General features: G+C 72.9%; 25 protein-coding genes and 1 pseudogene. 17 read left to right on the top strand and 9 right to left on the bottom strand.

The features are described from left to right. The 3 genes from OHA37_RS18650 to OHA37_RS18640 all read left to right on the top strand — a co-directional run bounded on the left by OHA37_RS18650 (nucleotide 1) and on the right by OHA37_RS18640 (nucleotide 2,481). Nucleotides 1-942: a GNAT family N-acetyltransferase gene (locus tag OHA37_RS18650; RefSeq protein WP_266906689.1), complete on the top strand. Its 942-nt coding sequence runs from the start codon at nucleotides 1-3 to the stop codon at nucleotides 940-942. A 128-nt stretch (nucleotides 943-1,070) separates the two neighbouring features. Continuing rightward, complete coding sequence (locus tag OHA37_RS18645) at nucleotides 1,071-1,631, top strand: hypothetical protein (protein ID WP_266906687.1); 561 nt, start codon at nucleotides 1,071-1,073, stop codon at nucleotides 1,629-1,631. 100 nt (nucleotides 1,632-1,731) lie between these two features. Further along, entirely contained in the window at nucleotides 1,732-2,481 is a 750-nt protein-coding gene (locus tag OHA37_RS18640) for a hypothetical protein (protein WP_266906685.1), read from the top strand. An 18-nt stretch (nucleotides 2,482-2,499) separates the two neighbouring features. Here OHA37_RS18640 and OHA37_RS18635 read toward each other — a convergent pair whose 3' ends face one another. Together OHA37_RS18635 and OHA37_RS18630 are read right to left on the bottom strand one after the other, a co-directional pair. Next, nucleotides 2,500-2,910, bottom strand: a complete 411-nt coding sequence (locus OHA37_RS18635) for a PPOX class F420-dependent oxidoreductase (RefSeq protein WP_266906683.1) — start codon at nucleotides 2,908-2,910, stop codon at nucleotides 2,500-2,502. A 71-nt stretch (nucleotides 2,911-2,981) separates the two neighbouring features. Next, a complete protein-coding gene (locus OHA37_RS18630; RefSeq protein ID WP_266906681.1) occupies nucleotides 2,982-3,341 on the bottom strand; it encodes a winged helix-turn-helix transcriptional regulator in 360 nt (119 codons plus the stop codon). 98 nt (nucleotides 3,342-3,439) lie between these two features. Here OHA37_RS18630 and OHA37_RS18625 point away from each other — a divergent pair, with 98 nt between their 5' ends. Continuing rightward, nucleotides 3,440-4,099, top strand: a complete 660-nt coding sequence (locus OHA37_RS18625) for an FMN-dependent NADH-azoreductase (protein WP_266906679.1) — start codon at nucleotides 3,440-3,442, stop codon at nucleotides 4,097-4,099. 11 nt (nucleotides 4,100-4,110) lie between these two features. Here OHA37_RS18625 and OHA37_RS18620 read toward each other — a convergent pair whose 3' ends face one another. Continuing rightward, the gene (locus OHA37_RS18620; protein ID WP_266906677.1) at nucleotides 4,111-5,067 is read right to left on the bottom strand and encodes a LysR family transcriptional regulator; all 957 of its coding nucleotides are present in this window, start codon (nucleotides 5,065-5,067) and stop codon (nucleotides 4,111-4,113) included. A 126-nt stretch (nucleotides 5,068-5,193) separates the two neighbouring features. On the opposite strand from OHA37_RS18620, the gene OHA37_RS18615 reads away from it, so the two are divergent. Both OHA37_RS18615 and OHA37_RS18610 read left to right on the top strand, forming a co-directional pair. Further along, on the top strand, nucleotides 5,194-6,138 hold the full coding sequence (locus OHA37_RS18615; protein WP_266906675.1) for a DMT family transporter: 945 nt from the start codon (nucleotides 5,194-5,196) through the stop codon (nucleotides 6,136-6,138). Between the two features lie 36 nt (nucleotides 6,139-6,174). Further along, a complete protein-coding gene (locus tag OHA37_RS18610; protein WP_266906673.1) occupies nucleotides 6,175-7,419 on the top strand; it encodes a DUF418 domain-containing protein in 1,245 nt (414 codons plus the stop codon). A gap of 19 nt (nucleotides 7,420-7,438) precedes the next feature. Here OHA37_RS18610 and OHA37_RS18605 read toward each other — a convergent pair whose 3' ends face one another. The 3 genes from OHA37_RS18605 to OHA37_RS18595 are packed head-to-tail and all read right to left on the bottom strand — an operon-like array spanning nucleotide 7,439 to nucleotide 9,672. Beyond that, a complete protein-coding gene (locus tag OHA37_RS18605) occupies nucleotides 7,439-8,011 on the bottom strand; it encodes a GNAT family N-acetyltransferase (RefSeq protein ID WP_266906671.1) in 573 nt (190 codons plus the stop codon). Next, nucleotides 8,008-9,237: a DUF1266 domain-containing protein gene (locus OHA37_RS18600; protein WP_266906669.1), complete on the bottom strand. Its 1,230-nt coding sequence runs from the start codon at nucleotides 9,235-9,237 to the stop codon at nucleotides 8,008-8,010. Before OHA37_RS18600 ends, OHA37_RS18605 begins: the two co-directional genes overlap by 4 nt. A gap of 42 nt (nucleotides 9,238-9,279) precedes the next feature. Beyond that, a complete protein-coding gene (locus tag OHA37_RS18595; protein WP_266906667.1) occupies nucleotides 9,280-9,672 on the bottom strand; it encodes an ATP-binding protein in 393 nt (130 codons plus the stop codon). 222 nt (nucleotides 9,673-9,894) lie between these two features. On the opposite strand from OHA37_RS18595, the gene OHA37_RS18590 reads away from it, so the two are divergent. The 6 genes from OHA37_RS18590 to OHA37_RS18565 all read left to right on the top strand — a co-directional run bounded on the left by OHA37_RS18590 (nucleotide 9,895) and on the right by OHA37_RS18565 (nucleotide 14,178). After that, a complete protein-coding gene (locus OHA37_RS18590; protein WP_266906665.1) occupies nucleotides 9,895-10,767 on the top strand; it encodes a helix-turn-helix domain-containing protein in 873 nt (290 codons plus the stop codon). Continuing rightward, nucleotides 10,764-10,943: a DUF397 domain-containing protein gene (locus OHA37_RS18585; protein ID WP_266906663.1), complete on the top strand. Its 180-nt coding sequence runs from the start codon at nucleotides 10,764-10,766 to the stop codon at nucleotides 10,941-10,943. Before OHA37_RS18590 ends, OHA37_RS18585 begins: the two co-directional genes overlap by 4 nt. Further along, complete coding sequence (locus tag OHA37_RS18580; protein WP_266906661.1) at nucleotides 10,940-11,425, top strand: GNAT family N-acetyltransferase; 486 nt, start codon at nucleotides 10,940-10,942, stop codon at nucleotides 11,423-11,425. The genes OHA37_RS18585 and OHA37_RS18580 overlap by 4 nt, the downstream gene beginning before the upstream one ends. Before the next feature lie 210 nt (nucleotides 11,426-11,635). Next, nucleotides 11,636-12,514, top strand: a complete 879-nt coding sequence (locus OHA37_RS18575; protein WP_266906659.1) for a hypothetical protein — start codon at nucleotides 11,636-11,638, stop codon at nucleotides 12,512-12,514. A 131-nt stretch (nucleotides 12,515-12,645) separates the two neighbouring features. Continuing rightward, on the top strand, nucleotides 12,646-13,278 hold the full coding sequence (locus OHA37_RS18570; protein ID WP_266906657.1) for a hypothetical protein: 633 nt from the start codon (nucleotides 12,646-12,648) through the stop codon (nucleotides 13,276-13,278). 69 nt (nucleotides 13,279-13,347) lie between these two features. After that, nucleotides 13,348-14,178, top strand: a complete 831-nt coding sequence (locus OHA37_RS18565; RefSeq protein WP_323182342.1) for a hypothetical protein — start codon at nucleotides 13,348-13,350, stop codon at nucleotides 14,176-14,178. Between the two features lie 57 nt (nucleotides 14,179-14,235). Here OHA37_RS18565 and OHA37_RS18560 read toward each other — a convergent pair whose 3' ends face one another. Next, on the bottom strand, nucleotides 14,236-15,759 hold the full coding sequence (locus tag OHA37_RS18560; RefSeq protein WP_266906655.1) for an MFS transporter: 1,524 nt from the start codon (nucleotides 15,757-15,759) through the stop codon (nucleotides 14,236-14,238). A gap of 265 nt (nucleotides 15,760-16,024) precedes the next feature. On the opposite strand from OHA37_RS18560, the gene OHA37_RS18555 reads away from it, so the two are divergent. The 4 genes and pseudogenes from OHA37_RS18555 to OHA37_RS18540 form a co-directional block, all read left to right on the top strand. After that, nucleotides 16,025-17,941, top strand: a complete 1,917-nt coding sequence (locus OHA37_RS18555; RefSeq protein ID WP_266906653.1) for a C1 family peptidase — start codon at nucleotides 16,025-16,027, stop codon at nucleotides 17,939-17,941. 30 nt (nucleotides 17,942-17,971) lie between these two features. Next, on the top strand, nucleotides 17,972-18,307 hold the full coding sequence (locus tag OHA37_RS18550; RefSeq protein WP_266906651.1) for a protease inhibitor I42 family protein: 336 nt from the start codon (nucleotides 17,972-17,974) through the stop codon (nucleotides 18,305-18,307). Nucleotides 18,308-18,390: 83 nt separating this feature from the next. Next, a complete protein-coding gene (locus tag OHA37_RS18545) occupies nucleotides 18,391-19,050 on the top strand; it encodes a GntR family transcriptional regulator (RefSeq protein ID WP_266906649.1) in 660 nt (219 codons plus the stop codon). Next, a pseudogene (locus OHA37_RS18540) lies at nucleotides 19,047-20,336 on the top strand (MFS transporter); the annotation flags it as partial. The gene OHA37_RS18545 and the pseudogene OHA37_RS18540, both read left to right, overlap by 4 nt. Nucleotides 20,337-20,749: 413 nt before the next feature. On the opposite strand, the gene OHA37_RS18535 reads toward OHA37_RS18540, so the two are convergent. Next, a complete protein-coding gene (locus tag OHA37_RS18535; RefSeq protein WP_266906645.1) occupies nucleotides 20,750-21,742 on the bottom strand; it encodes a helix-turn-helix domain-containing protein in 993 nt (330 codons plus the stop codon). A gap of 27 nt (nucleotides 21,743-21,769) precedes the next feature. Next, entirely contained in the window at nucleotides 21,770-22,600 is an 831-nt protein-coding gene (locus tag OHA37_RS18530) for a maleylpyruvate isomerase family mycothiol-dependent enzyme (RefSeq protein ID WP_266906643.1), read from the bottom strand. 172 nt (nucleotides 22,601-22,772) lie between these two features. Here OHA37_RS18530 and OHA37_RS18525 point away from each other — a divergent pair, with 172 nt between their 5' ends. Continuing rightward, nucleotides 22,773-23,552, top strand: a complete 780-nt coding sequence (locus OHA37_RS18525; RefSeq protein WP_266906641.1) for a carbon-nitrogen family hydrolase — start codon at nucleotides 22,773-22,775, stop codon at nucleotides 23,550-23,552. Nucleotides 23,553-23,619 lie beyond the last annotated feature (67 nt).

The raw sequence follows: 23,619 nt of genomic DNA, 5'->3' as shown, positions 1-23,619 counted from the left end.
ATGCACTTCCGCGCTGCCACAGCAGACCCCACCGACCTGGACCGCGCCCTGGCCTACCCGGCCGACGGCCCCGTTCCCGCCCTCACCCCCGAGAAGATCCGCGAAGAGTTCGCCGCGGGCCAGATGCGCCCCGAGTGGACCTGGTTCGCCGAGGACGAGAACGGCGAGATCCTGGCCCGCGCCCTGTGGTGGGGTCGCGCCGACAGCGAGCGGCCGATCGCGCTCGACTGCCTCCAGGTACGGAGCTCCGTGGCCGACCCGGCCGCCGTCGCCGCCGGGCTGCTCGCCGCCGGGCACGAGGCCTTCGGCAAGCTCCCCGACTACAACGTCTCGCTGCCGCGCGACTGGCGCACCTCCCCCGACGGCCTGGCCGACGCGGTCGCCTGGCGCCAGAAGGCGGCCGCCTCCTCCGGTCTGGTCCGCGAGATCGAGCGACTCCGCTTCGAGTGGACCCCGGCCGCCGGGACCGCCGAGCCCACCGGCCGCCTCGTCTTCCGCGAAGGCACCGACGAGGAGTTCCAGGGCGCCTTCGTCCGCCTCTCGCAGGGCAGCCTGGACCTGCACACGCAGAACGAGCTCCGCACGATCGACGCCGAGGAACTGGCGCGCGACGACATCGAGTTCTACACCGACTGCCCGGGCGAGCGCTCCTGGTGGCGCCTGGCCCACCTGCCCGACGGCACGCTCGCCGGCATGGCGATCCCCTCCGCGACCCCGTACCACCGCAACGTCGGCTACCTCGGCGTGGTCCCGGAGCAGCGCGGCCAGGGCCTGATCGACGAGATCCTCGCCGAGATCACCCGCTTCCACGCCTCCGAGGGAGCCGACCGCATCACCGCCACCACGGACACCGTGAACGCCCCGATGGCCGCCGCCTTCACCCGAGCCGGCTACGAGGTCACGGAAATCCGCCTGGTCATGGAGGCGGCCCCGGGGGCCTGAGGGAACCGGCGGGGTCCCCGACAGCGCGTTTCTTCAGGACGCCGTCCGGCGCCGGAGGGGATCCATCCCCCAGAGGGTGCACATCGACGAGAACGGCAACGTCCGGGCTCATTGGCGAAGATGGTGACATGCTGCACGAAATTGCGGACCTTGCCGCGGAGAGGTCCCGGGCATCCCGCCGGCCGGAGCAAGATTGCGCGCCCCCGGTCCTGGCCCATTTCGAGATCGGCGTGGACGGGGACCCGGCGCAGTACGCGAGCAGGCTGCGCGGCCTCCTGGACGCCGTGCTGGAGATCGCCGTCTCGGGGGCCTTCGACGACGACGGCGACGTGCCCGTCGACACGATTCCCGCGTGGTTCTCCGGCGCCTGCCGGGGCGGCGCCTCCCCGGAGCCCTTCGCGGCGGAGGGCCGCGGCCGGTACACCGAGCGGACCGGTGACACGCCCTGGCGCCTGCAGGACTGGCTCTGGCGCTTCGATCCCGACACGGAAGTCCGGGGCTGGGCCTGGTGGGACATGACGCGCTCGCCCGCGGAGGAGGGCGCGGTGCGGCTCTGGGCGGACACCTGGGGTGAGCCCTTCTTCTCCTGGGAGGACCTGCGCTGGCTCGCCTACGCGGCCGGCGCGCGCTCCGTGGCGGACCCTGTGCTGGTCAAGCCCGAGGTCTGGGCCGGCGAGGCTTCGGTATGACCGGCCGGATCGGCCCGTCGGGCCCCGCCGTGAACCCGGAAGTGACCGCGCGCCGGGGCTCCCGGGGGTAGCCTCCCCGCCGGGAGAGGGGTGGGGCCGGGTGTCCTTCGCGGAGTTGCAGGTGTGTGCCGTCGAGGCGGCCGATGCCGCGGGCGGGGTGTGCGTGGTGCGGTGCATCGGCGGGGTGGCGCGGGCCGGGCAGGTGTACGCGACCGGCGAACTGCGGACCAGGCTGCGGGAGATCGAGCGGTACGGGCGCACGGTCGGCTCCTTCGACGCGGGGCACGTGGCGAAGGTGCACCTCACGGGGCCCGTGGTCGCTCTGCTCGCGCGGGGGCAGGTACTGACGTGCGTACCGCCGACCGGGCACGCGCTGGGGGAGCTGGAGGCGTGGCTGGCCACCGGGCCCCCGCTGCTGGAGGAGCCGGATTCGGAGCAGCTGCGGTCCCTGGCCACGTTCCGGATGCAGGACGAGGAGCTGCCCGACGGGGTGCGGCTGCGCTGGGGCCGCGTCGCGCTCGCCGCGCTCGACCGGCTGGGCCGTCCCGAGGAACGGCCGTACGTACGGAGCTACTTGATCCAGCGCTTCGGTCCCGGCGGGGACGGCGATCCGGATCGTGACCCCGCCGCCCTGTGCCGGGACGTGCTGGCGCTCTTCGAGCTGACCCCGGCGCAGGCGGCCGAGCAGGCTCCCGGCTGGCGGGACTTGCCGCGCCCCGCCATCCTGCGGCTGCGCCGCATCAAGAACCTGATGCGCTGCACGGAGCCGGCTCGGCCGTACCTCGCGGCGTCCGACCCCCTGGCGGTGGCGGTGGACGCCTGGGCGGCGGTGCGGCCGGGGCTCCCGTAAAAGGCCTTCCGCAGGGCTTCAGCGCGCCGCGCTGCCGAGCACCTTGGCGGGGCTGAGGCGTATGACGACCCGGACGTTCTCGGCCGGGAGGTTCGCGTACTCCTCGCCCGCGCCCGGGCCCTCGTACTCCTCGGCGACGCGGACGGCGACGGCCCGGCCGATGTCCTCGGTGACGGTGGCGGTGCCGCGGATCTCCGCGTAGAGCGAGGAGTTGGCCAGGTCGAAGACGGTGAGGCCGACGCGGGGGTCCCCCACGATGTTGCGTTCCTTGCGGCGGCCGCGCTCGGTGGAGATCAGGACGTCGTCACCGTCGCGGGTCAGCCACACCACCGAACTCTGCGGGCTGCCGTCCGGGTTGAGGGTGGCGAGCACCGCGGGGTGGGGGGCGTCGAGGAGCTTTCGCACGGTGTCGTTCAGTACAAGGGTCATGTGGGCACGCTAATGGTCGTGCCCGCACGCCCCAAGCGACTTTGGCGCGGACGCGGGGCGACTACGGCAGGTCAGCCGGCGTCCCCGTCCTTGATCAGGCACTTCTCGGCCCACTGGCCCAGCTCCGTGAGCGCGGGCTTCAGCGCGGAGCCCCGCTCCGTCAGCCGGTAGGCGACCCGCAGGGGCGGTCCCTCGTCCACCTCGCGCAGGACGAGGCCGGCCGCTCCGAGCTCGACCAGGCGGTCGGAGAGCATGCGCTCGCTGATGCCGGAGATGGACCTGCGCAGGTCGGCGAAGTGCACCGGGCCGTCCATCAGCGAGGCCACGATCACGCCGGTCCAGCGCTTTCCGAGCAGCCCGAAGACCTGGGTGATGCCCTCGCTCACCCGGCTGCAGGCGCCCGCGTCCTGGTGTTTCCCCTTGTCCGCCATGGCTCCAGGGTACTACCCGCGACTTAGGGGGTGAGAAAAAGTAAGCGACTGTGTTATTACTAGTGACGTACGGAAAAGCGCTCTCCTCGGAGGTTCCCATGGCCACCCTTCTGCACCTCGACTCGTCCCTGAAGTCCGCCGCCGCAGGTTCCGCCTCGCGCGCGGTGACCGCCGCCTTCCGCAAGGCCTGGGAGGAGCAGCACCCCGACGGCACGGTCGTCTACCGCGACCTGGCGGCCGACCCCGTCCCGCACCTCGACGGCCTCGCCTGGTCCGCCGCCTTCACCGACCCCTCCGCCCACAGCCCCGAGCAGGCCGCGTCCTTCGCCGAGCGGCTGGAGCTGGTCGCCGAGCTGGAGCGGGCGGACGCCGTGCTGATCGGCGCCCCGATGTACAACTTCTCGATCCCCTCCACCCTCAAGGCGTGGCTGGACCAGGTCATCGTGATGGGCCGCAACGCGGGTCCGGACTCCCCCCTCAAGGGCCTGCCGGTCACCGTCGTCGCCAGCCGCGGCGGCTCGTACGCGCCGGGCACCCCGCGCGAGGGCATGGAGTTCGTGCAGAACTACCTGGACGGGGTCCTGACCGAGATGTTCGGCGCCGAGGTCGACTTCATCGTCCCCGAGCTGACCCTGGCCGCGTCCGTCCCGGCGATGGCCGGGCTCATCCCCCTCGCGGAGGCCTCGTACGCGCAGGCGCTCGCGGACGCGGAGTCGAAGGGCAAGTCGGCCTCGGCGCGGGTCGGTTCGGCCGCCTGAGGCCGGGAGGCTCAGGCCGAGGGGTCCTGTGCGGGCGCCGAGCCCTGCCGGAGCGCTTCGAGCAGGGCGCGTACGGCCGGCCGGCCCATGGAGACCTTGCGGACCGCGGCGTAGACGGCCCTGGTCGGGCGCGGATCGCGGACCGGGCGTACGACGACCCCCGGATGGCGGGCCACGGCGCCCGTTCCCGCCCCGGCCCCGGCCCCGGGACCCGGGCCGAGGCCCAGCCCCATGCGCGGCATCAGGCCGATGCCGAGCCCGGCCGCGACGAACCCCTGCGCCGTCGGGTAGTCCTCGCTCTGCACCACGAAGTCGGGGCTGAAGCCCGCCGCCGCGCAGGCTTCGAGGACCGGCTCCAGGCAGGGGCCGGCCGGCTCGCTGCCGACCCACTGCTCGTCCGAGAGCTCCACGAGGGCGATCGTCTCCTCGGACGCGAGCCGGTGCCCGGCCGGGAGCACCGCGTCGTACGCGTCGTCGAGCAGGTGGATCAGCTCCACGTCCTCGCGCGGCCGCGTCCGGGGCGCGATGACCAGGGCGAGGTCCGCGCGGCCCTGCTCCACCTCCAGCAGCGGGTCCTCGGGGTCGGTCATCCGCAAGTCGACCCGCACGTCCGGGTGTTCGCGGCGCAGTCCGGCGAGGGCGGGGGCCACCAGGGCCGCGCCCGCCGTGGCGAAGTAGCGGACGGCGAGCCGCCCGGTGCGGCCGGCCCTGAGGTCGGCCAGGGCGGTCTCCGCCTCGGCGACGTTGCGGCTGATGACGGCGGCGTGGTCGGCGAGCAGCCGGCCCGCCGCCGTCGGCCGGACGCCCCGCCCGACGCGTTCGAGCAGGGGGATGCCGGCCTGCCGCTCCAGGGCCGCCACCTGCTGGCTGACCGCGGAGGGCGTGTACCCCAGGTGGGCCGCCGCGGCCGTCACCGATCCGCTGGTGACGACCGCCCTCAGGACCTGCATCCTTCGCACATCGAGCATGTAGTACACGTTAACGGTTGATGCAGAACCATTTGCTTGTCCTGTCGTATCGGGTGCCACACCGTGGGAGGACGGAGCCGCGACCCCATCCCGCGGCCCGCCACCCGCCACCCGAGGAGCAGAACCGTGATCAGTGCCGGACGCGTCGGCGTGCTCGCCCTCCTGTGGGGCTCGACGTTCCTGTGGATCGACCTGGCCCTGGAGGGGCTGACCCCGGTCCAGGTCACCCTGGCCCGGTGCGCGCTCGGCGCGCTCGTCCTCGGGGTGGCGTGCCGGTTCGCGCGCCAACGGCTGCCCACAGGCCGGGTGGTGTGGGGCCACGTCCTGGTGGCGGCCTTCTTCTGCAACGCGCTTCCGTTCGCCCTCTTCAGCGTGGGCCAGCAGAGCGTCGACTCGGGGCTCGCGGGCGTGCTGAACGCGACGACCCCGCTGTGGTCGCTGCTGATCGGGCTCGTCACCCGTGCCGAGCGCCGCCCCCGCGCGATCAGGGTGGCCGGTCTGCTGGTCGGGCTCGCCGGGACCGCGCTGATCTTCGCCCCGTGGCAGCGGTCGGGGCAGGTGGGCTGGGGAGCGCTCGCCATCCTGGGCGCCGCAGCGAGCTACGCCTTCGCCTTCACCTACATGGGCCGCCACCTCGTCGGCAAGGGCGTGCCCACCCTCTCGCTCGCCACCACCCAACTCCTCGCGGCCACCGGGCTCACGACGCTGGCCCTGCCCTTCGGCGGTCTGACCGCGGTGAGGCTCCAGGCGGCGCCGCTGCCGGCCGTCGTGGTCCTCGGCGTCTTCGCCACCGGCGTCACCTTCTACCTCACCTACCGGATCATCGCCGACGAGGGCGCGACCAACGCCGCGACCGTCGGCTACCTCCTGCCCGTGGTCTCGGTCCTGCTGGGCGCGCTCGTGCTCGGCGAGGAGCCCGGCCCGCGCGTGATCGCAGGCATGGCCGTCGTCCTCCTGGGCGTGGCCCTGACCCGCCGCCGGGCTACGGTCGTCACGGAAGGAAAGCGCTCCAAGCCCCGGCCGGACGACCGAACCGCCCCGGCCGCGGCCACCGGCGGGCATCCGCGGTAGGGGCGCGACACACGCACGACCACCTGGGGGGAAGCGGTGCCCGCAACGGCTGCTGCGCACGAACGAACCGACCGGCCCACGCGGATACCGGAGGTCGACGCCCTGCGCGGCTTCGCGCTCCTGGGGATCCTGCTGGTCAACGCGCTGATGATGGCGAGCCCGTACGCCCCGGGCGGCACCGTCGACCCGGACGCGGCGATGCTCGACCGGACCGTCGAGGGCGTCGTGCAGGCCCTGGTGGTCGGCAAGTTCTACCTGATGTTCTCGTTCCTCTTCGGCTACAGCTTCACCCTCCAGCAGGACTCCGCCGCACGCGACGGCGCGAGCGCCGTCCCCCGGATGCTGCGCCGCTCGCTGGGCCTGTTCGTCCTGGGCTTCCTGCACGCCGTACTGCTGTACACCGGCGACATCCTCATGACCTACGCGCTGCTCGGCCTGGTCCTGATCGCCGCACGGAACTGCTCGCCCGGGGCGGCCCTGCGCGCGGCCCGGGTCGTGTACGGCTGCGCGAGCGGCTTCCTGCTCTTCCTGGGCCTGGGCTCCTTGTTCATGTCGGACGCCGAGGCGACCGAACTGGGCGCACTTCCGCCGGAGTTCGCGGCGCTGGTTGCCGAGTACCGCGGCGACCCGGCGTCCGTCGTGCGGGCCAACATCGGCCAGCTGCCCGACGCGTTCCTGGGCGTGCTGCTGATGGGCGGCTTCGTCCTGGCCGCCTTCCTGACCGGCCTGTACTGCGGCAAGCGCCGTCTCCTCGCCGACACGGGACGGTACGCGGCCCGGATGCGCCGCATCTGCTTGCTCGGCCTCGCCCTGGGCCTGCCCGGCAGCATCTTCATGGCCCTGGCCGCCGGCGGCGTGCTCGGTCCCCGGTGGAGCTTGCTCGGTTCGGTCGTGGGGATGGTCACGGCCCCCGCGCTCACCGCCGCGTACGTCTGCGGGATGCTCCTCTTCATGAAGACGGTCCGGGGCGGTCGCGCGGCGGTACTCCTGGCTCCCGCCGGCCGGATGGCCCTGACGAACTACCTGAGCCAGTCCCTCGTCATGGCCCTCGTCTTCACCGCCTACGGCCTCGCCCTGTACGACCGCCTCGGCGCGGCCGTCGTCGAACTCGGCGCGCTCGTCCTGTACGGGGCCCAACTCGTCCTCAGCAAGCACCTGATGGCCAGGTACCGGTACGGCCCGGTGGAATGGCTGCTCCGAGCGGTTACCCTCGCCCGGCTCCCGCGGAGCCGCGGCGAGCGCCGCGGTGAGCGCCACGGTCAGGCCGCCAGGGGAGCCTGACCGTGGGGGGCGGTCGCCCTCAGCGCCGCAGGTCGAGCAGCATCACGTCACGGAGGTCCGTGTCCGCGCCCGCGTCCGCGCCCGGGGGCCGGGCCTCGCCGATCTTGCGGTACCCCCACGACCGGTAGGCGGCCGAGGCCGTCCCGGCCTCCTGGTGGACCTTCAGCAGCACCCGCTCGGCCGTGATGCCGTCGAGCAGCGCCGTGTGCAGCCGCCGCGCGACACCCTGTCCGCGCCACGGCCCGCGCACGGCGAGCTCGATGAGCCCGAAGGTGCGGCGGCCGTCCTCGCGCCGCATGGCGGCGGACGCGGGCTTGGTGAGTTCGTCCCACCACACAGCGTCGGGCTGGAGCGTCCAGCCGTAGGCCACGCCGGCCGGCTCGCCGTCAGGGGTACGGGCCAAGGCCGCGCGGAAGGCGGGCCTGCGGGTCTGTGCGGGGAAGTGGAGGAAGGCGTCGGCGACTTCCTCCTCGGTCTCGTTGTGCGGAGGCTCCGCGAACGCTTCGGCGTAGACCAGCCTGAACGCGTCCGCCGCCCGCAGCGCGGCCGGGCCGTCCATGCGCTCCGTCGTGAGGGTTTCCTGCTGCGTCATGCGGCTCCTTCGGGTGCCCGCCAGGGGATGTTGCGCCAGGGGCTCGCCGGGTCGGTGGTCAGGGTGAGGTGGGTGGCCAGGGAGCCCGCGTACCACTCGCCGAACTCCTCCTCGTCGAAGTGCAGGCACCGCGCCAGCGCGTACCCCGCGGAGAACTCCTCCCACGAGCGGTAGGCCCCGCGCGCCGCGGCCCCGGCGGCCAGTACGCCGCGTTCGGCCTCGGCGAGGGTGCCGTAGCGGGCGCCGAGGCCCCAGCGGGCCAGCTGGGAGGCCCGGCCGTGGTCCCAGCCCTCGACGGAGCGGACCCAGCCGTCCTCGGGGAGCAGCCCGTCGGCGCGGAAGCGCTGCTCGTAGCGGGCGATCCGGCCGATCAGCCGCTGTACGCCCGCGACCTCGCCCTCCACCTCGGCGGTGGGCCGGGGCGCGGCGGGGGTGACCCCCTCGGGGGTGAGCTGCGGTTCGGCCGCGCGCTCGGCGCTGCGGCGCAGGGCGGTGGCCGCGGCGTGCCGCCAGTGCTCCGCGTCGACGGGGCCGGCGAAGTCGGAGGCGAGGAGGCGGCGCACGCGCAGCGCGAACTCCCAGACGGGGCTGACCATTCCGGCGGAGAGCAGGCCGCGCAGGACCTGGTGCCAGCCCGCGGAATCGGTGATCTCCCAGTCCCGGCGGAGGCGTTCGCGTTCCCGGGCGTAGCCGCCGCCGTGGTAGGCGAGGGCGTTCCAGAACTCACCGTTGGTGACGGCGAGATGGGCTCCGACGGCGAGCCCGTGCGCGACCGGCCCGTGCAGCGGGCCGCCGACGTGCAGGGAGTGCACGGCTCCGGGGGCGAGGCCCCAGACCGGGGCCGCGGCGTCCCAGTGGGCGCGCCAGCGGGCGAGGTCGGCGGGGGTGGTCGTGAGGTAGGCCTCGGTGGGGGAGCCGGGGTTCACGGCGAGGTGGGGCGGGTCGGCGGAGTCCCAGGCGTTCGCGAACCAGGCGAGTGACCTGGGCAGGTACACGGTGTGCGGGTCGGGGACGGGCAGCATGCCGCGGGTGTGGACGACGAGGCAGCGCCGGTCCGGGGTGGGGTGGAAGCGGGCCGTCGCGGGCTCGGCGTCGACCTGGGCCCGGGATTGCGGCAGGAACAGCTCGCTGCGGGCGAGGGCGTCCATGTATCCCGCCCAGTCCCCGCGCGCCTTGGCCTCGTACAGCTCGCGCTCGATGGAGCTCGGCGCCGTCCACCCATCCATGTGGATCACCCTAACGGGGGGACTCCTGCCCTCCGCCCTGGGTCAGCTCAGCTCCGCCCACACCGTCTTGCCGACGATCCGGTCCGTGCACCCCCAGTGCGCCGCGAGGGCCTTGACGATGTGCAGCCCCCGCCCGAACTGGTCGTGGTCGCCGACCGCCGCTCGCGGTTCGGGGCGGCGCTCGCCTTTCGGATCGGTGACCTCGATGCGGAGCACTGCTCCGGTGAGGCTGATCTCGACCCGGAAGTACCGGTCCCACACGGAGCCGTGCAGCAGCGCGTTGGTGGTCAGCTCGCTGGTCAGCAGCGCCGCGTCCGCCGCGAGCTCGGGCCGCCCCCACGCCACGGCGAGCCATGCGGTGTGCCGGCGGGCGGTGGGTACGGAGTCCTGGCGGGGCGGGTAGTTCCGTACGTCGTGACGCGTGAGTCCGTTCATGGCCGTGCACCTCCGGTACGGGCGGTGGCATGCCGGTGCCGTCTTGTGGACAGCCCGGTGCGCTTCCGCCAACTGACTCTGTGCGGTGAGTAGTTCGTTACTGACCGTAGAGTGACCGCGCAGTCGGGTGCAACCTCTTCCGGAGATATCTATCCCCAAGGAGTAGTTGTGCGGTTCGGTCCGGGCGCGGAAGACTGCCCCGGGTACGAGGAGGTGGAGCAAGTGCCCACGGACAACCGGGTATCCACGGTGCTGGCCCGTCGGCTGGGCGGGGAACTGCTGCGCCTGCGGGACGCCGCGGGCCTGACGCAGCCGCAAGCGGCGCAGGTGCTGAGTGCCACGGCGGCCAAGGTCGCCAAGATGGAGCGAGGCTGGGTTCCGTTCCGGGACCCGGACATCGTCGCCCTGTGCAAGCTCTACGGGGAGACGGACGAGTCGGCCGTCGCGGGGTTGCTGGCGCTGGCCAAGCTTGATCGGGAGCGGCGCAAGGCCAAGGGGTGGTGGCAGCAGGTTCCGACCGTCGGAGGCTTCGCCGAGTACGTGGCGATGGAGGACGTCGCCACTCGCATCAGGACCTGGCAGCTCGCCTTGGTCCCGGGGCTCCTCCAGACCTCGGACTACATTCGCGCGCTGGGCGTCAGCTCCGATTCCTGGACGCATCCCGACGAGATCGAAGTCATGGTGACCACGCGTACCCGTCGGCAGAACCGGCTCTGGGGCGAACGACCCTTGGAGTTTCACGCCATCGTTTGGGAGGCGGCTCTACGTCAGGAGATCGGTGGTCGGGCGGTCATGGCCGGACAGCTCGCCCACTTGGTGGAGAAGGCGCATCTGCCCAACATCCACATCCAAGTGCTCCCGTTCCGTGTGGGAGCGGCACATGGTGTCGGGGGAGCCTTCAACATCCTGTCGTTCGCCGAGCAGGGGGCCTTGGACGTGGGCTACACGGAAAGTGTCGCGGCTACGGTGTGGGCCGAGGGAGCCGAAGCCAACGAGCGCTTCCGCCGGGCGTTCGACCGACTCTCAAGGCTGAGCCTCGCACCTCACGATTCCGTGAACCTGATCGACGCCATCTGTAAAGGTTTCCAGGCATGAAGCAGTTCAATTTCGTGAAGTCGAGCTACAGCGACATCACCAACGACTCGGATTGCGTCGAGGTGGCCACGAACATCGCAGGCACGGTCGCCGTGCGGGACAGCAAGCAGACCGACGGGCCGGTCATCGAGATGAGTGGTGCCGCGTGGACCGCGTTCGCGACGCAGGCGGGATGATCATCCGGACCGGGCGGCTGACCCTGCTGCCCCTGGAGGTCGCGCACGCGGATGAGATGGCCGCGGTATTGGGCGACCCGGAGCTGCACGGGTTCATCGGCGGAGCCCCCCTCACCGCGCCGGAGCTGCGCACGCGCTACGCGCGACTGGTCGCCGGTTCGCCGGACCCCGCCGTCACCTGGTGCAACTGGGTGGTCCGGCTCGACGCCGAGGACTGTCTGACCGGCACGGTCCAGGCGACCGTCTCCGGGGAGGTCGCCGAGATCGCCTGGGTCATCGGCACGCCCTGGCAGCGCCGCGGCATCGCGGTCGAGGCGACACGGGCCATGGCCGAGTGGCTCGGGGCGCAGGCCGGGGTGCGCCGGCTCATCGCGCACGTTCACCCCGACCACACCGCGTCCGCGGCCGTCGCCGCGCGGGTCGGGCTCGCCGCCACGGACCGGGTCGAGGACGGCGAGATCCGGTGGGAGGGACCCGCCTGACGGGGCATCGCCCGAGGGTGACGGCGTAGACGCAGGTCAAGGGCGTACGTAGGCCGGTTGCGCGGCGTGTCCGCACGGGCGGTGCGGGGGCTCGGGTTGCGGGGGCTGACGGGGTGTCGGTGAGTGGGCTGGGACACGTCCCATGTCACGTCCCACTTCACGGCACGCCCCGGCACGTCCCGCGCCGGGGCCCTCGACAGGAGAGATCCGTTGCACCGCATCACGCGTTACACCGTCCCCGCCGCCCTCTGCCTGAGCCTGCTGACCGCGTCCCCCGGTCTGGCGTCGGCGGCGGCGGAGTCGTCCGCGAAGCCGCAGGCCGCCACCGCTTTCGTGGCGGCCGCGCCGGCCGGGAAGGCCATCCCCGGTACGGAGGCCCTGCTCGCGCAGGTGCAGTCCCTGGGCGGGGTCGGCGGGCTGCTCAAACCCATCACCGATCTGCTGGCGGCCGTCCTGAAGTCCCCCGACGGCAAGATCCCGGAGGCGGACCTGGCCGCCTTCAAGGAGAAGATCGCCGCCGCGCTCGAGGACCTGAAGAAGAGCCTGCCCGCCGCCCCGGCCCTCCCGGTCCCGCTCCCGCCCGTGGACGCCCCGGCCCTCCCGGTGGACCCGCCGAAGCTCCCGGTCGAGGCGCCGAAGCTGCCGATCGAGGCCCCGAAGCTCCCGGTCGAGGCGCCGAAGCTGCCCGTGGACGCCCCGAAGCTCCCGGTGGAGGCTCCGAAGCTCCCGGTGGCGGCCCCGGCCCTCCCGGTGGCGGCCCCGGCCCTCCCGGTCGAGGCGCCGAAGCTCCCGGTGGCGGCGCCCGCGGTCCCCGTGGCGCTCCCCGTCTCCGCCCACAAGGCCAAGCCCGCCGCAGGCCCGCTCGACGTGGTCACGGGCGCCATCGACAAGCTCAAGGGCTCGGTCGACGGCCTCACCAAGGCCGCCGGCCCCTGCGGCTGCTCCACCGACGCCAAGGCCAAGGCCACGGACGTGGTGACCGACCTGGTCGCAGCCCTGGTCGCCCTGCTCACCGGCCTCGGCCTCCCGGGCCTCCCCCCGCTGCCGGTCCCGGCCCCGCCGCTCCCGGTCCCGCTCCCCGTCCAGTAGCGGCTGCCGCACCCCCGGCCCCGGCGCTGCCCGCCCCAGAAGCGGCAGCGCCCCGCCGGGGCGCTCGCGGGCGAGCGGCGTGTGCCGTAAATGCGATGACCTGCGAAGCCGCACGGTGACACAGTCACGGCATGTCCAACGACATCGCCTATCCCGTGTTCCGTACCCCCGACCCGGCACTCGCCCTGAGCACCGCGCGCCGCCTCATGGAGTTCGGCCGCTGCGAGCACTCCGAGGTCTCCGTGTACGCCGAGCTCCTCTCCGTCGCCGAGGTGCGGCGGATGGCGAAGGAGCTGCCCGAGGGGTGGTTCCAGGGGCAGGAGGAGCACGGCGAGTTCGACGGGGTGCCGCTGCAGGAGTACCCCGCGCTGGTCGTCGGAGTCCAAGGGCCCGGTCTGCCGGCCGGCTCCGCCTCGTACGACGGACGGCTGCCGGTGGAGTGCTCGCTGCTCGACCTGCCGGTCGGGAGCATCGAGGACGCCTTCACCGCGGCGATCGGCCCGAACACGGGCGAGATCAACTGGGAGACGCTGTGCTGGCCGGACGCGCCCGAACTCGGCTTTCACGGTGAGCACAAGCACTCCGAGGTGACCCTCCTCCTCAACACCCACACGCGTCACCTCCGCGAGCCCGCTGACGACCACACCGTCCTCGTCCACGTCCGCAGCGCCGTCTTCGGCGGCCGCCAAACGAACGAGCCGTACGCGCATTGGATCGCCGAACAGGTGGGACTCACGGTCATCGGGCCCGGACAGCGGCTGTGAAGCCCGCCCGGCCGGGTACGCGCGCATCAGTCGGTGGAGGCGACCGGGAGCGTCCCGTACGGTCGTTTCATGGTGATCAAAACGGGCAACCCGCGCAGCCTCGGCCTCCCCGCCCCCGAGGCGCGGCTGACCTTCGGTACGGAAACGCAGAAGCTCGGTGGCGGGTCCGGGCGCCGTTTGCTGATGCTCGACGACGAGCCCGCCTTCGAGCTGAGCTTCTTCTGCGGGACGTGCCAGTTCCTGTTCCGCAGGCTGGAGGGCGCGAACCAGACGTTGTCCCTGGAGAGCGTGCAGGAGCGGCTCACGGGTGCACTGGACGATCCGGACGACGGCGGCGTGATCGAGGCGTTCGGTGCGCTGCTGCCGGAGGGCGAGTACCTTCCGCTGCTCCTTAGCGTGGAACCCCGGCTGGTCATCCCCGGCAAGGAAGGCGACTACTTCAGCGGCGAACAGCTCACGACGTGGGGGGTCGATCCGTTCTGGGGTCTCCCGGAGTACCCGCACACTCCGTACTACCGGACCTTCGAGACCGCCGTCGACGCGGACGCCCACCTCTACGAGTTCGTCGTGCCGATGGTCCCTCCGAGGTGGAACGAGAGGGCTCGCGTCGAGGAGTACGTCGCGCTCATGGAGCGGGGAACCGTCCCCACGGCCGTGGCGGTCTCCACGCTGGACGTGTGCCAGCCCGCCGTCGACTCCGGAGACGACTATTGCGCGCACTGGGGCCTGACCCACTTCCTCCTCGACGGCCACCACAAACTGGAAGCCGCCGCCGCGGCCGGCCGGCCGGCCGGCCGGTGCGGCTCCTCTCCCTGCTGGCCCTGGGCGAGGGCCTGGCCGAAGCGGAGGACAGCGCCCGGCTCCCCGCCCTGCGCGCTCAGCCCCGCTCGGCCCGGGTGACCACCACCTGAACCAGCGCCGAAGACCGACGCCGGCACCTTCCGAGCCGCGGGCGGCTCAGAACTTCGGGTCCGGGGACTGGGCCGCGCACAGCTCCGCGGCCTCTTCCTGCGTCTCGACGGAGGGAGGGGAGCCGTCGAGCGGTTGGCGCGCGGTCTCCTTCATGCAGGCCACGGAGACGATGCCGACCAGCGCCGCCCCCATCGAGTAGTAGGCGGGCATCAGGTTCGAGCCGCTCCAGCTGATCAGTGCGGTGACCACCAGCGGGGTCGTCCCGCCGAAGAGCGAGGTCGACAGGTTGTAGCCGACCGACAGGGAGCCGTACCGGACCTGCGTCGGGAACAGGGCGGGCAGGGCGGCGGACATCGTCGCGAGCAGGCAGACGAGCGACAGCCCGAGCGCGAGCATGCCCAGCCCGACCGCGAGGACGCTGCCCTGGCGGATCAGGAGGAACGCGGGCAGGGAGAGAAGGAAGAACCCCGCCATGCCCGTCATCAGCACCGGCTTGCGGCCGAAGCGGTCGGAGAGCTTGCCGACCCGGCTGATCACCAGCATCAGGAAGACCATCATGCCGAGCAGGACGAGCAGGCCGTGCGTCTCGCTGTAGCCCAGCTCGTCGGACAGATAGGTCGGCAGGTACGACAGCACCAGGTAGACGTTGATGTTGTAGGCGCCGACCAGGCAGACGCACAGGACCAGCGTCGGCCAGTGGTCGCGGAAGATCCTCGCGAGGTCGCCCTTGGTGGTGGTCTCCGCGGCTTCCGTGGCGGCCGCGCCGGCCGCGCCGGCCGTGGCCTCCGTGGCGAGCGCCTTGCCGCCCTCCAGCTTCTGGAAGGCGGGGGTCTCGTCCAGGCGCATGCGCAGGTAGAGACCGACCAGGCCCAGCGGCCCGGCGACGAGGAAGGGGACGCGCCAGCCCCAGGCCTCCATCTGGCCGTCGTCGAGCACGGCGTACAGCGCGGTGACGAGGCCGGCCGCGCCGACGTACCCGGCCAGGGTGCCGAACTCCAGGAAGCTGCCGAAGAAGCCGCGGCGCTTGTCGGGCGCGTACTCGGCGATGAAGGTGGACGCGCCGCCGTACTCACCGCCCGTCGAGAAGCCCTGGACCATGCGGAAGAGGATCAGCAGGGCGGGGGCCCACAGGCCGATCGCGTCGTACGAGGGGATGAGCCCGATCGCGAACGTGCCCACCGCCATCATGATCATGGTGAGTGCCAGGATCCGCTTGCGGCCGAGACGGTCGCCCATCGGGCCGAAGAACATCCCGCCCAGCGGCCGTACCAGGAAGGCCACGGCGAAGGCGGCGAACGAGGACAGCAACTGCGTGGTCTCGTTCCCGGACGGGAAGAAGACGTGTCCGAGGGTGACGGCCAGGTAGGAGTAGATGCCGAAGTCGAACCACTCCATGGCGTTGCCGAGCGAGGCCGCCTTGACGGCGCGCTTGACCGTCGCCTCGTCCGTGACGGTGATGTCCGTCCTGCGGAGTCTGGGATTCCGGCGCTGCCTGATGGCACGGAAGAGGCTGGGATGGCGCTTCACCGCTTCGGGATCGGCCACCTGCGGGGGATTGGGGGCCACCATGGGCCGGTCCTTTCCTCGGGGGTGTTCCAGCAGTCCCGTCTGCGCGATCATCGTGCTCGCAAACGGGCCGGACGGCCGAATGCGATGTGGATCACACCGTTCCGGCCCCCGGGAACACCCGCCCCCGCAGCGGGCTCCCGGTCACGGCACCAGCGGCCAGCGCCCCCGCGTGCCGCCGCGCGACCGTACGGACCCCCTTGACGCGCCCTCCGCGCAGGTGGACGCTCCCGGGGCTCGGATCCGTACGGTGCGTTGGGGGGCCGGAATGCCGGAGCAGTCGGAGGGGCGTGTCCAGACCGCGGGGGAACTGCGGGCCCTGCTCGCGGCGCGCGGGGCGCGGTGGTCCGTGAGCGAGCACCTTGCCGACGGGGATCCCGTACCGAGGCCCGCCCTGGGCCTGGGCGCGAGCACGGCGGCGGCAGCGGAGCTGACGCCCGCCGGGGCCGCGCCGCCGGTGGACCTGCGGAGCCTCGTGGGCCGGGTCAGCGGCAATCCGCACCTCACCCGGCGCAGGGCGGCGCACGGGCTGCTCCCCGGAAGCCGCCCCCTCGCCGCCGCCCGCCCCTCCGCCGTGGACTGGCGCAGCCGCTGGGACCGGCCCTGGCTCACCAAGGTGAAGGACCAGGCCCCGTGCAGTGCCGGCTGGGCGTTCGGGGCGGCCGGTCTGGTGGAGTCGATGGCCCGCATCGAGCACCACGTGTGGGCCGAGCGGTCCGAGGGGGACCTGCACGACGGGATGAAGGCCACCTGCGGGCAGACGGGCAGCCCCGAGGCCGCCCTCGACTGGATCCGGACCAACGGCGGGCTGGCGGACCCGGGTTGCTGGCCGTACTCGCCGCCGCCCCCCGGTACCCCCGTCGACCGCCGGGAGGCCTGGCGGTCCGAGTACACGCCGAGCTGGGACCGCTCCGGCCGGACCGTCCGCATCACCGGGGGCCACGTCCTGCTCGGCGACGTGGAGCAGCAGAAGGTCTGGCTGGACACGGTGGGCCCGCTGACCGCCTGCTTCGACGTGTACGAGGACTTCTTCGGCCTCGGCTCCGGCGTCTACCACCAGACCGGCGGCCGCCTGGCGGGCGGCCACTGCGTCCTGATCACCGGCTACGACGACGCGGCCGGCTGCTGGCTGTTCAAGAACTCCTGGGGGACCGGCCACCACGTGGGCGGCTACGGCCGGATCGCGTACGGCGAGGCGCGGATCGACGACTGGGCGAAGTGCGGGCTGCAGGACACCAACATCGACCCCTGGAGCAAGCGCCGCCTGCACGCCGGCAACGTCTACGAGAGCGGCAACGGCCGCGCCCACCGCAACTTCGAACTGGCGGCCCTCGCCGGAGCCGGCGGCGGTTCCCTGAGCCACTGGTGGCGCGAGGGGGAGGCCCCCTTCGCCTGGAACCGTGCCCAGAGCTTCGGCTCCGACGCCTCCGGCCAGCCCGCCTTCACGGGGACCACGTACAACCGGAACATGGAGTCGCTGCACGTGACCACCGGCGGCCGGCTCCGCCACTGGTACTACGAGCACTTCGCCGCGGCCTGGCGCGACGGCGGCGCCTTCGGTCCCGGCGACGCGGCGGTCGGCTCGACCCCGGCCTTCATCCAGAGCGACTACGGGACGCCCGGCAACTTCGAGGTGGTCGTCCGCACCGCCGACGGCCGCCTCAACCACTGGTGGCGGATCAACGGCGCCCCCTGGACCTGGAACGACGGCGGCCGCTTCGCCACCGGCATCGCGCACTTCGGCCCGGCCCTGGTCCAGACCCGCTCCCGCCACCTCGACCTGGTCGCCACCCGCACCGACGGCCGGATGCAGCTGTGGTGGCGCGACGACCCGAACGGGTTCGTCTGGCGCCCCGGCGAGATCTTCGGCTCCGGCATCGCCTCCGCGCCCTGCCTGATCGAGGCGCAGCACGGGGCGGCCGACGAGGACACCGCCGGGAACTACGAGCTGTGCGTGACGGGCGCGGGCGGGCGCATCGAGCACTGGTGGCGCGGCAACGCCGGGGGCGGCGCCTGGCAGCGCTCCGCGGTCTTCGGCCACGACGTGCTGGCGGTCACCGGGATGCTCCAGGGCAGCTTCGGGTTCAACCTGGAGGTGATCGTCCTGCGCACCGACCGCCTGCTCCAGCACTACCGGCGCGACGGCGCCGGCTGGCACGAGGGGGCGGTGATCGGCCCGGCGTAGGCCGTCCGTCTCCACAGGAGAGGAGTCCGCGTGGAGGTGCGCGAGGTGGTGCTCGCGCCCGGTGAGCAGTACGAGCTGCGGCTCACCGGGCGCGGTGCGCGCGGCTACGTCTGGACCTGGCGGGTGACGGGGGACGCGGACGCGGTCTCGGTGGCGGAGGGGGCGCCGGAGACTGCGGCCGCTGCCGCGGGGGCGCCGGATCCGCCGGAGCCCCCGGAGCCGCTGCCCGGGGCGACGGTGGAGCGGGTGTACCTCGTACGGGGGCGGGTGGCAGGCCGGGCCAGGATCCGCTTCGCGCAGGTCCGTCCGGCGTATCCGGACGAGGCCGCGTACGACGAGTTCGTGCTGGACGTCATGGTGCGGTGAGGGTCGAGGCCGGTCCACAGGGTGAAGGTCCACATCGTGGACGGGCTCCCGGGTTGCACCTCTGTTGTATCTATGCTGTGCGCATGCCACCCGCTCATACCGCCGCCACCACCGTGACCGCTGCCGAACGCGTCTACCAACACGTCAAGCAGGCCGTGCTCGACCGCCGCTACGAGGGCGGGGTGCTGCTGACCGAGGGCGAGCTCGCGGTCGCCGTCGGGGTCTCGCGCACACCGGTCCGCGAGGCGCTGCTGCGGCTGGAGACCGAGGGGCTGCTCAAGCTGTACCCGAAGAAGGGCGCCCTCGTCCTCGCGGTCTCCGCCCAGGAGATCGCCGACGTCATCGAAACCCGGCTGCTGGTCGAGGAGTTCACCGTCCGCCAGGCCGTGCCCGCCCCGGCCGGGCTGCTGGAACGGCTCGCGGAACTGGTCGAGGAGCAGCGCCGGCTCGGTGACGCGGGCGAGCTCGCGGCGATGATGGCCGCCGACCGGGCCTTCCACGCGGAGATCGTGCGCAGCGCCGGCAACCAGATCCTCTGCCGCCTCTACGACCAACTGCGCGACCGCCAGCTCCGCATGGGCGTGGCCCTGCTGCACGCGCACCCCGAGCGGGTGGAGCGGACGCTGGCCGAACACGGGGAGATCCTCGACGCCCTGCGCGCGGGCGACGCCGATACGGCCGCCGCGGCGGTACGGGCCCACGTGAGCCGGGTCGGCGAACTGGTGCGGGGGTCCGCCCGATGAGCTCCGCGCGCTCCGAGTCCATGGCCTCCCCTGCCGCCTTCAAGGACCCGCCGGGCGGCCGTAAGGCGGTGCTCGTCTGGTCGATCGGCGTCGCCGTCTACTTCGTGGCGGTCATCTTCCGCACCAGCCTCGGAGTCGCCGGGCTGGAGGCCGCCGACCGCTTCCACGTGAACGCCTCGGCGCTGTCGACCTTCTCCCTGCTCCAGCTCCTGGTCTACGCGGGCATGCAGATACCCGTCGGCCTGATGGTGGACCGGCTCGGCACCAAGAAGGTGCTCACCCTCGGCGCCGTGCTCTTCACCGCCGGCCAGATCGGCTTCGCGCTCTCCCCCTCCTACGGGATGGCCCTCGCGGCCCGCGCCCTGCTGGGTTGCGGGGACGCCATGACCTTCATCTCCGTGCTGCGGCTCGGCACCCGCTGGTTCCCGGCCCGCCGGGGCCCGCTGATGGCGCAGCTGGCCGGCCTGGTCGGCATGGCGGGCAACCTGATCTCCACGCTGGTGCTGGCTCCCGTGCTGCACGGGGTCGGCTGGGTGCCGGCGTTCGCGGGCAGTGCGGTGGCGGGGCTGGTGGTCCTGGTCCCGCTCGTGCTGTTCCTGCGCGACCACCCGGAAGGGCACGAGCCCGCGCCCTCGGCAGCCTCCGGCGCGGGGGGATTCGTACGGCGCCAGATCGCCGACTCCTGGCGGGAGCCGGGCACCAAGCTCGGGCTGTGGGTGCACTTCACGACGCAGTTCCCGGCGATGGTGTTCCTGCTGCTGTGGGGCATGCCCTTCCTCGTCGAGGCCCAGGGGCTGTCCCGGACCACCGCGGGCGGCCTGCTGACCCTGGTGGTCGCCTCGAACATGGCGCTCGGCTTGGTCTACGGCCAGGTCGTGGGCCGCAGGCAGTCCTCCCGGATCCCGCTCGCCCTGGGCACGGTCGCCCTGACGGCCCTCCTGTGGGGCTCGGTCCTGGCCTACCCCGGGGACCACGCGCCGATGTGGCTGCTGATCGCGCTCTGCCTGGTGCTGGGCACGTGCGGGCCGGCGTCGATGATCGGCTTCGACTTCGCCCGGCCCGCCAACCCGGCGGAACGTCAGGGCACCGCCTCCGGAATCACCAACATGGGCGGTTTCATCGCCTCGATGACGACCCTGCTGGTGGTGGGCCTGCTGCTCGACGCCACCGGGGACAACTACCGCATCGCGTTCTCGTCGGTCTTCGTCCTGGAACTCCTGGGCATCGCCCAGATCCTGCGCCTGCGCGGCCGCGCCCTGGCCCGCGAGCGCGAGCGGGTGGGAGCGGGAACAGGAGCGGGAGTCGCGGCGGGGACGGCCGTGGCCGCCCCGTCGGCCCAGGCCCAGGCCCAGGCCCAGGTTCCCGTACCGGCCGCCCCGCCCGCCCCGGCCCCGGGCGTCACCGCCGTGGCGGCCGCCGGGGCCGGGGCCGGCGCCCCCGTCGGCCCCCCCGATCCGCAGCCGGCCCGATGACGTCCGGAGCCGGCCCGATGTGCGCGTAGGCCACCCGTACCGCGAGCGGGACGAGCCCCGAGTGGGATAGACCCCCGTCCTCTCCCACCCGTCCGTCCGTCCGCTCCGCGGATCCGGGTTCCGGCCAACGCGTGCCGAGCCTATGAGGGCCCCGCGCGGCCGGTTGTGCACTGCGCGCAGGGGTCGTTGACAATGCGCGCAGCGGCCCCGGCCGCGACCGGGGCCCGCTACTCCTCGCGCGCCGGATCCTCCCCGGTCGCCGCGGCCTGCCGCGCCGCCGCGTGGCGGAACCCGCTGGGGCTGACCCCGTACGTGTCGCGGAACAGCCGGCTGAACACGGAGGCGTTGGTGAACCCCCAGCGCAGGGCCACGGTGTGGACGGGGACGGCGAGCTGTGCGCCATCGGCGAGGTCGGCGTGGCACCGCTCCAGGCGGCGCCGGCGGATCGTGGCCGCGACGCTCTCCCCGCGCTCCCGAAAGAGGAGCTGGAGCCGGCGCAGCGAGAGGCTGTGCCGGGCGGCGACCACGGACGGGCTCAGCTCCGGATCGCCGAGGTTGTGCCCGATGAAGGCGTCGATCCGTGCCAGCAGGGCCCGGGTCTGGCTCTCCTCGGACAGTTCGTCCTCGGCTCCGATCCGCCCGGCGAGGCAGGCCCCGGCCAGGTCGAGGGCGATGGACCCGAGCTGCTCCAGCTCGCCGGGCCCGCACTCCTCCCCGTGCGCGGCCAGGGAGCGCATGTACTGCGCGAGGATCGCCCCCATCCCCCGGTCGGCGGGGATCCGCTCGGCGAGCAGCCGCTCCACCCGGTCCGACCGCAGGGGGAGCGCCGTGCGGGGCAGCGAGAGAATCACGACGTGGAGCGGCTGGGTGCCGAGGACGCCCGACTCGAAGGGGCGGGAGGTGTCCCACAGCACCAGGTCCCCCGAGAAGGGCCCCGAGTCGTGCCGGTTCTGCGCGACCCACGTGGTCCCACGGGTCACCAGCCCCAGCTGGTACTGCTCGGGATCGCTGCTGCGCACGTGCGCCGCCGTGCGCCGGGAGTGCAGGGGGGCGTAGCCGAGCTGCTTCACCTGGACGGAGCCCAGGTCCAGCACGGCGGCCTCCGCCCGGAAGTCCTGGGCGTGCTCACTCTTGATCGACGTGGACACCAACTCCTGCGCCACCACGTCGGCGAACCAATCGAACCGGTCCGCCGCCGGCACGGCAGCGGACGACATCATCGACCACACCAAGGGTGTTCTCCGAACTCAAGGAGTCACGGAGAAGCTGGCCAGGATCGCCTCGGCCAGTGCCGGGTCGCCCTCCACCTTCACCCGGTCGGCCACGGTGTGCGGACGCACCCGGCCGGCCGCGAGGCGTACGTACGTCTCCCAGTCCAGGGTCAGCGTCACCGCGGGCCCCAGCGAGGGGGCCTTGTCGATGGTGCCGCGGCCCTCCGCGTCGACCCGTACGGTCCGCATGAACTCCAGCGCCCCGTGCACGTCGATGACGACGGCCGAGTTCGCGGGCGCGCCCGCCTTCTTCGCGACCACCTTCGGCAGCCCGGAGAGCAGGACGTCCCTGGCCACGTAGGCGCCCGGCGAGTCCCAGTTGCCCGGTGCGCCCAGGGCTGCCCGCAGGTCCTGCTCGTGGATCCACACGTCGAACGCGCGCAGCCGCAGCGAGTCCTCCAGCGTCGCCGGCTCGCCCAGCGGGCCGCGGATGATCGTGTCCGGTTCCCGCTTCTCGTTCCGCAGCTGCCGGGAGCGGCGGATGATCGTGTACTCCAGCTCGGAGGTCATCTCGGGCGCGGTGTGGTGCCGCCGCACGTCGACCTGCACCTCCATGTACCGGGAGAACTCGTCGACCACGTGCCGCAGGTCCCGCGGCAGGGTGTGGATCGGCCGCGGATCGCCCAGCTGCTCGCACTCGATGCCGATGACGTGGGAGACGACGTCGCGCACGGACCAGTTGGGGCAGGGCGTCGCCCGGCTCCACTCGCCTTCCGTCAACGGAAGGACCAGCTCGGATATCGCCTCGATGGAGTGGGTCCACGCGTCGGCATAGGGCTGAAGGCTGGGATGCGGATGGACGGTCAACGGGACCCCTCGCGTGCTGATCATTGGCCTGTTGGCGCGTTTGGCGCATTGGCGCGTTCTGGAAGCTTGAGCAATGGCTTCAAAACTACGCTGCCGGTGAGCACCCCGGCAGTGCTTTCGTGTGACGATCGTAGGCCCGAGTTGACGGCTTGAAAGCCAGGACGGTGGTACTGTGCGCGCTTCCCTGATCCAAATCGCGGTGAATGAGGGGGAGTCGGTGGTTTCCCGCCGCTCCCGTGCCGCTGAGCTCGTGCGCGAACAGTCCGGCTCGGACCTCGTCGTCCTGCCCGAGCTGTGGACCGTGGGCGCCTTCGCCTACGAGCAGTTCGAGACAGAAGCCGAGCCGCTGGACGGACCGACCTACGGGGCCATGGCCGCGGCCGCCCGCGACGCCGGCGTCTGGCTGCACGCCGGTTCCTTCGTGGAGCGCGCGGGCGACGGCTCGCTCTACAACACCGCGCTCGTCCTCTCCCCGGCGGGCGAGCTCGCCGCCACGTACCGCAAGATCCACCGCTTCGGCTTCGACCAGGGCGAGGCCGTCCTGATGTCCGCGGGCGAGTCCCTGACCACGGTCGCCCTGCCGGAGCAGACCCTCGGCCTCGCCACCTGCTACGACCTGCGCTTCCCGGAGCTGTTCCGCGGCCTGGTCGACGCCGGCGCGACGACGCTGGTCGTCTCCGCGGGCTGGCCGGCCCGCCGCCGGGGCCACTGGACGCTGCTGAACCGGGCCCGCGCGGTCGAGGACCAGTCGTACGTCCTCGCGTGCGGGACGGCCGGCACCAACGGCGGCGTGGAACAGGCCGGCCACAGCCTGGTCGTGGACCCGTGGGGCGAGGTCCTCGCGGAGGCGGGCCCGGGGGAGGAGGTCCTGACGGTGGACCTCGACCCGAAGAAGGTCGCCGAGACCCGCGAGCAGTTCCCGGCCCTGAAGGACCGCCGCCTCGGCCTCTGACCCGGCCGGACCTGCGTGCTTTACTCGCCCGGAGCCATCGGGAGACGAGGGCGGGGGCGGGTACGAG

The organism is Streptomyces sp. NBC_00335 (genome assembly GCF_036127095.1).
Taxonomy (GTDB): domain Bacteria; phylum Actinomycetota; class Actinomycetes; order Streptomycetales; family Streptomycetaceae; genus Streptomyces.
The sequence above is the reverse complement of the archived record's forward strand: the minus strand, read 5'-3'. Positions and strand labels throughout refer to the sequence as shown.

Coding starts and splice junctions, on each gene's coding strand:
- OHA37_RS18650 (WP_266906689.1), top strand. CDS start 1: ATGCACTTCCGCGCTGCCACAGCAGACCCCACCGACCTGGACCGCGCC.
- OHA37_RS18645 (WP_266906687.1), top strand. CDS start 1,071: ATGCTGCACGAAATTGCGGACCTTGCCGCGGAGAGGTCCCGGGCATCC.
- OHA37_RS18635 (WP_266906683.1), bottom strand. CDS start 2,910: ATGACCCTTGTACTGAACGACACCGTGCGAAAGCTCCTCGACGCCCCC.
- OHA37_RS18630 (WP_266906681.1), bottom strand. CDS start 3,341: ATGGCGGACAAGGGGAAACACCAGGACGCGGGCGCCTGCAGCCGGGTG.
- OHA37_RS18625 (WP_266906679.1), top strand. CDS start 3,440: ATGGCCACCCTTCTGCACCTCGACTCGTCCCTGAAGTCCGCCGCCGCA.
- OHA37_RS18620 (WP_266906677.1), bottom strand. CDS start 5,067: ATGCTCGATGTGCGAAGGATGCAGGTCCTGAGGGCGGTCGTCACCAGC.
- OHA37_RS18605 (WP_266906671.1), bottom strand. CDS start 8,011: ATGACGCAGCAGGAAACCCTCACGACGGAGCGCATGGACGGCCCGGCC.
- OHA37_RS18600 (WP_266906669.1), bottom strand. CDS start 9,237: ATGGATGGGTGGACGGCGCCGAGCTCCATCGAGCGCGAGCTGTACGAG.
- OHA37_RS18595 (WP_266906667.1), bottom strand. CDS start 9,672: ATGAACGGACTCACGCGTCACGACGTACGGAACTACCCGCCCCGCCAG.
- OHA37_RS18585 (WP_266906663.1), top strand. CDS start 10,764: ATGAAGCAGTTCAATTTCGTGAAGTCGAGCTACAGCGACATCACCAAC.
- OHA37_RS18580 (WP_266906661.1), top strand. CDS start 10,940: ATGATCATCCGGACCGGGCGGCTGACCCTGCTGCCCCTGGAGGTCGCG.
- OHA37_RS18570 (WP_266906657.1), top strand. CDS start 12,646: ATGTCCAACGACATCGCCTATCCCGTGTTCCGTACCCCCGACCCGGCA.
- OHA37_RS18565 (WP_323182342.1), top strand. CDS start 13,348: ATGGTGATCAAAACGGGCAACCCGCGCAGCCTCGGCCTCCCCGCCCCC.
- OHA37_RS18560 (WP_266906655.1), bottom strand. CDS start 15,759: ATGGTGGCCCCCAATCCCCCGCAGGTGGCCGATCCCGAAGCGGTGAAG.
- OHA37_RS18555 (WP_266906653.1), top strand. CDS start 16,025: ATGCCGGAGCAGTCGGAGGGGCGTGTCCAGACCGCGGGGGAACTGCGG.
- OHA37_RS18545 (WP_266906649.1), top strand. CDS start 18,391: ATGCCACCCGCTCATACCGCCGCCACCACCGTGACCGCTGCCGAACGC.
- OHA37_RS18535 (WP_266906645.1), bottom strand. CDS start 21,742: ATGATGTCGTCCGCTGCCGTGCCGGCGGCGGACCGGTTCGATTGGTTC.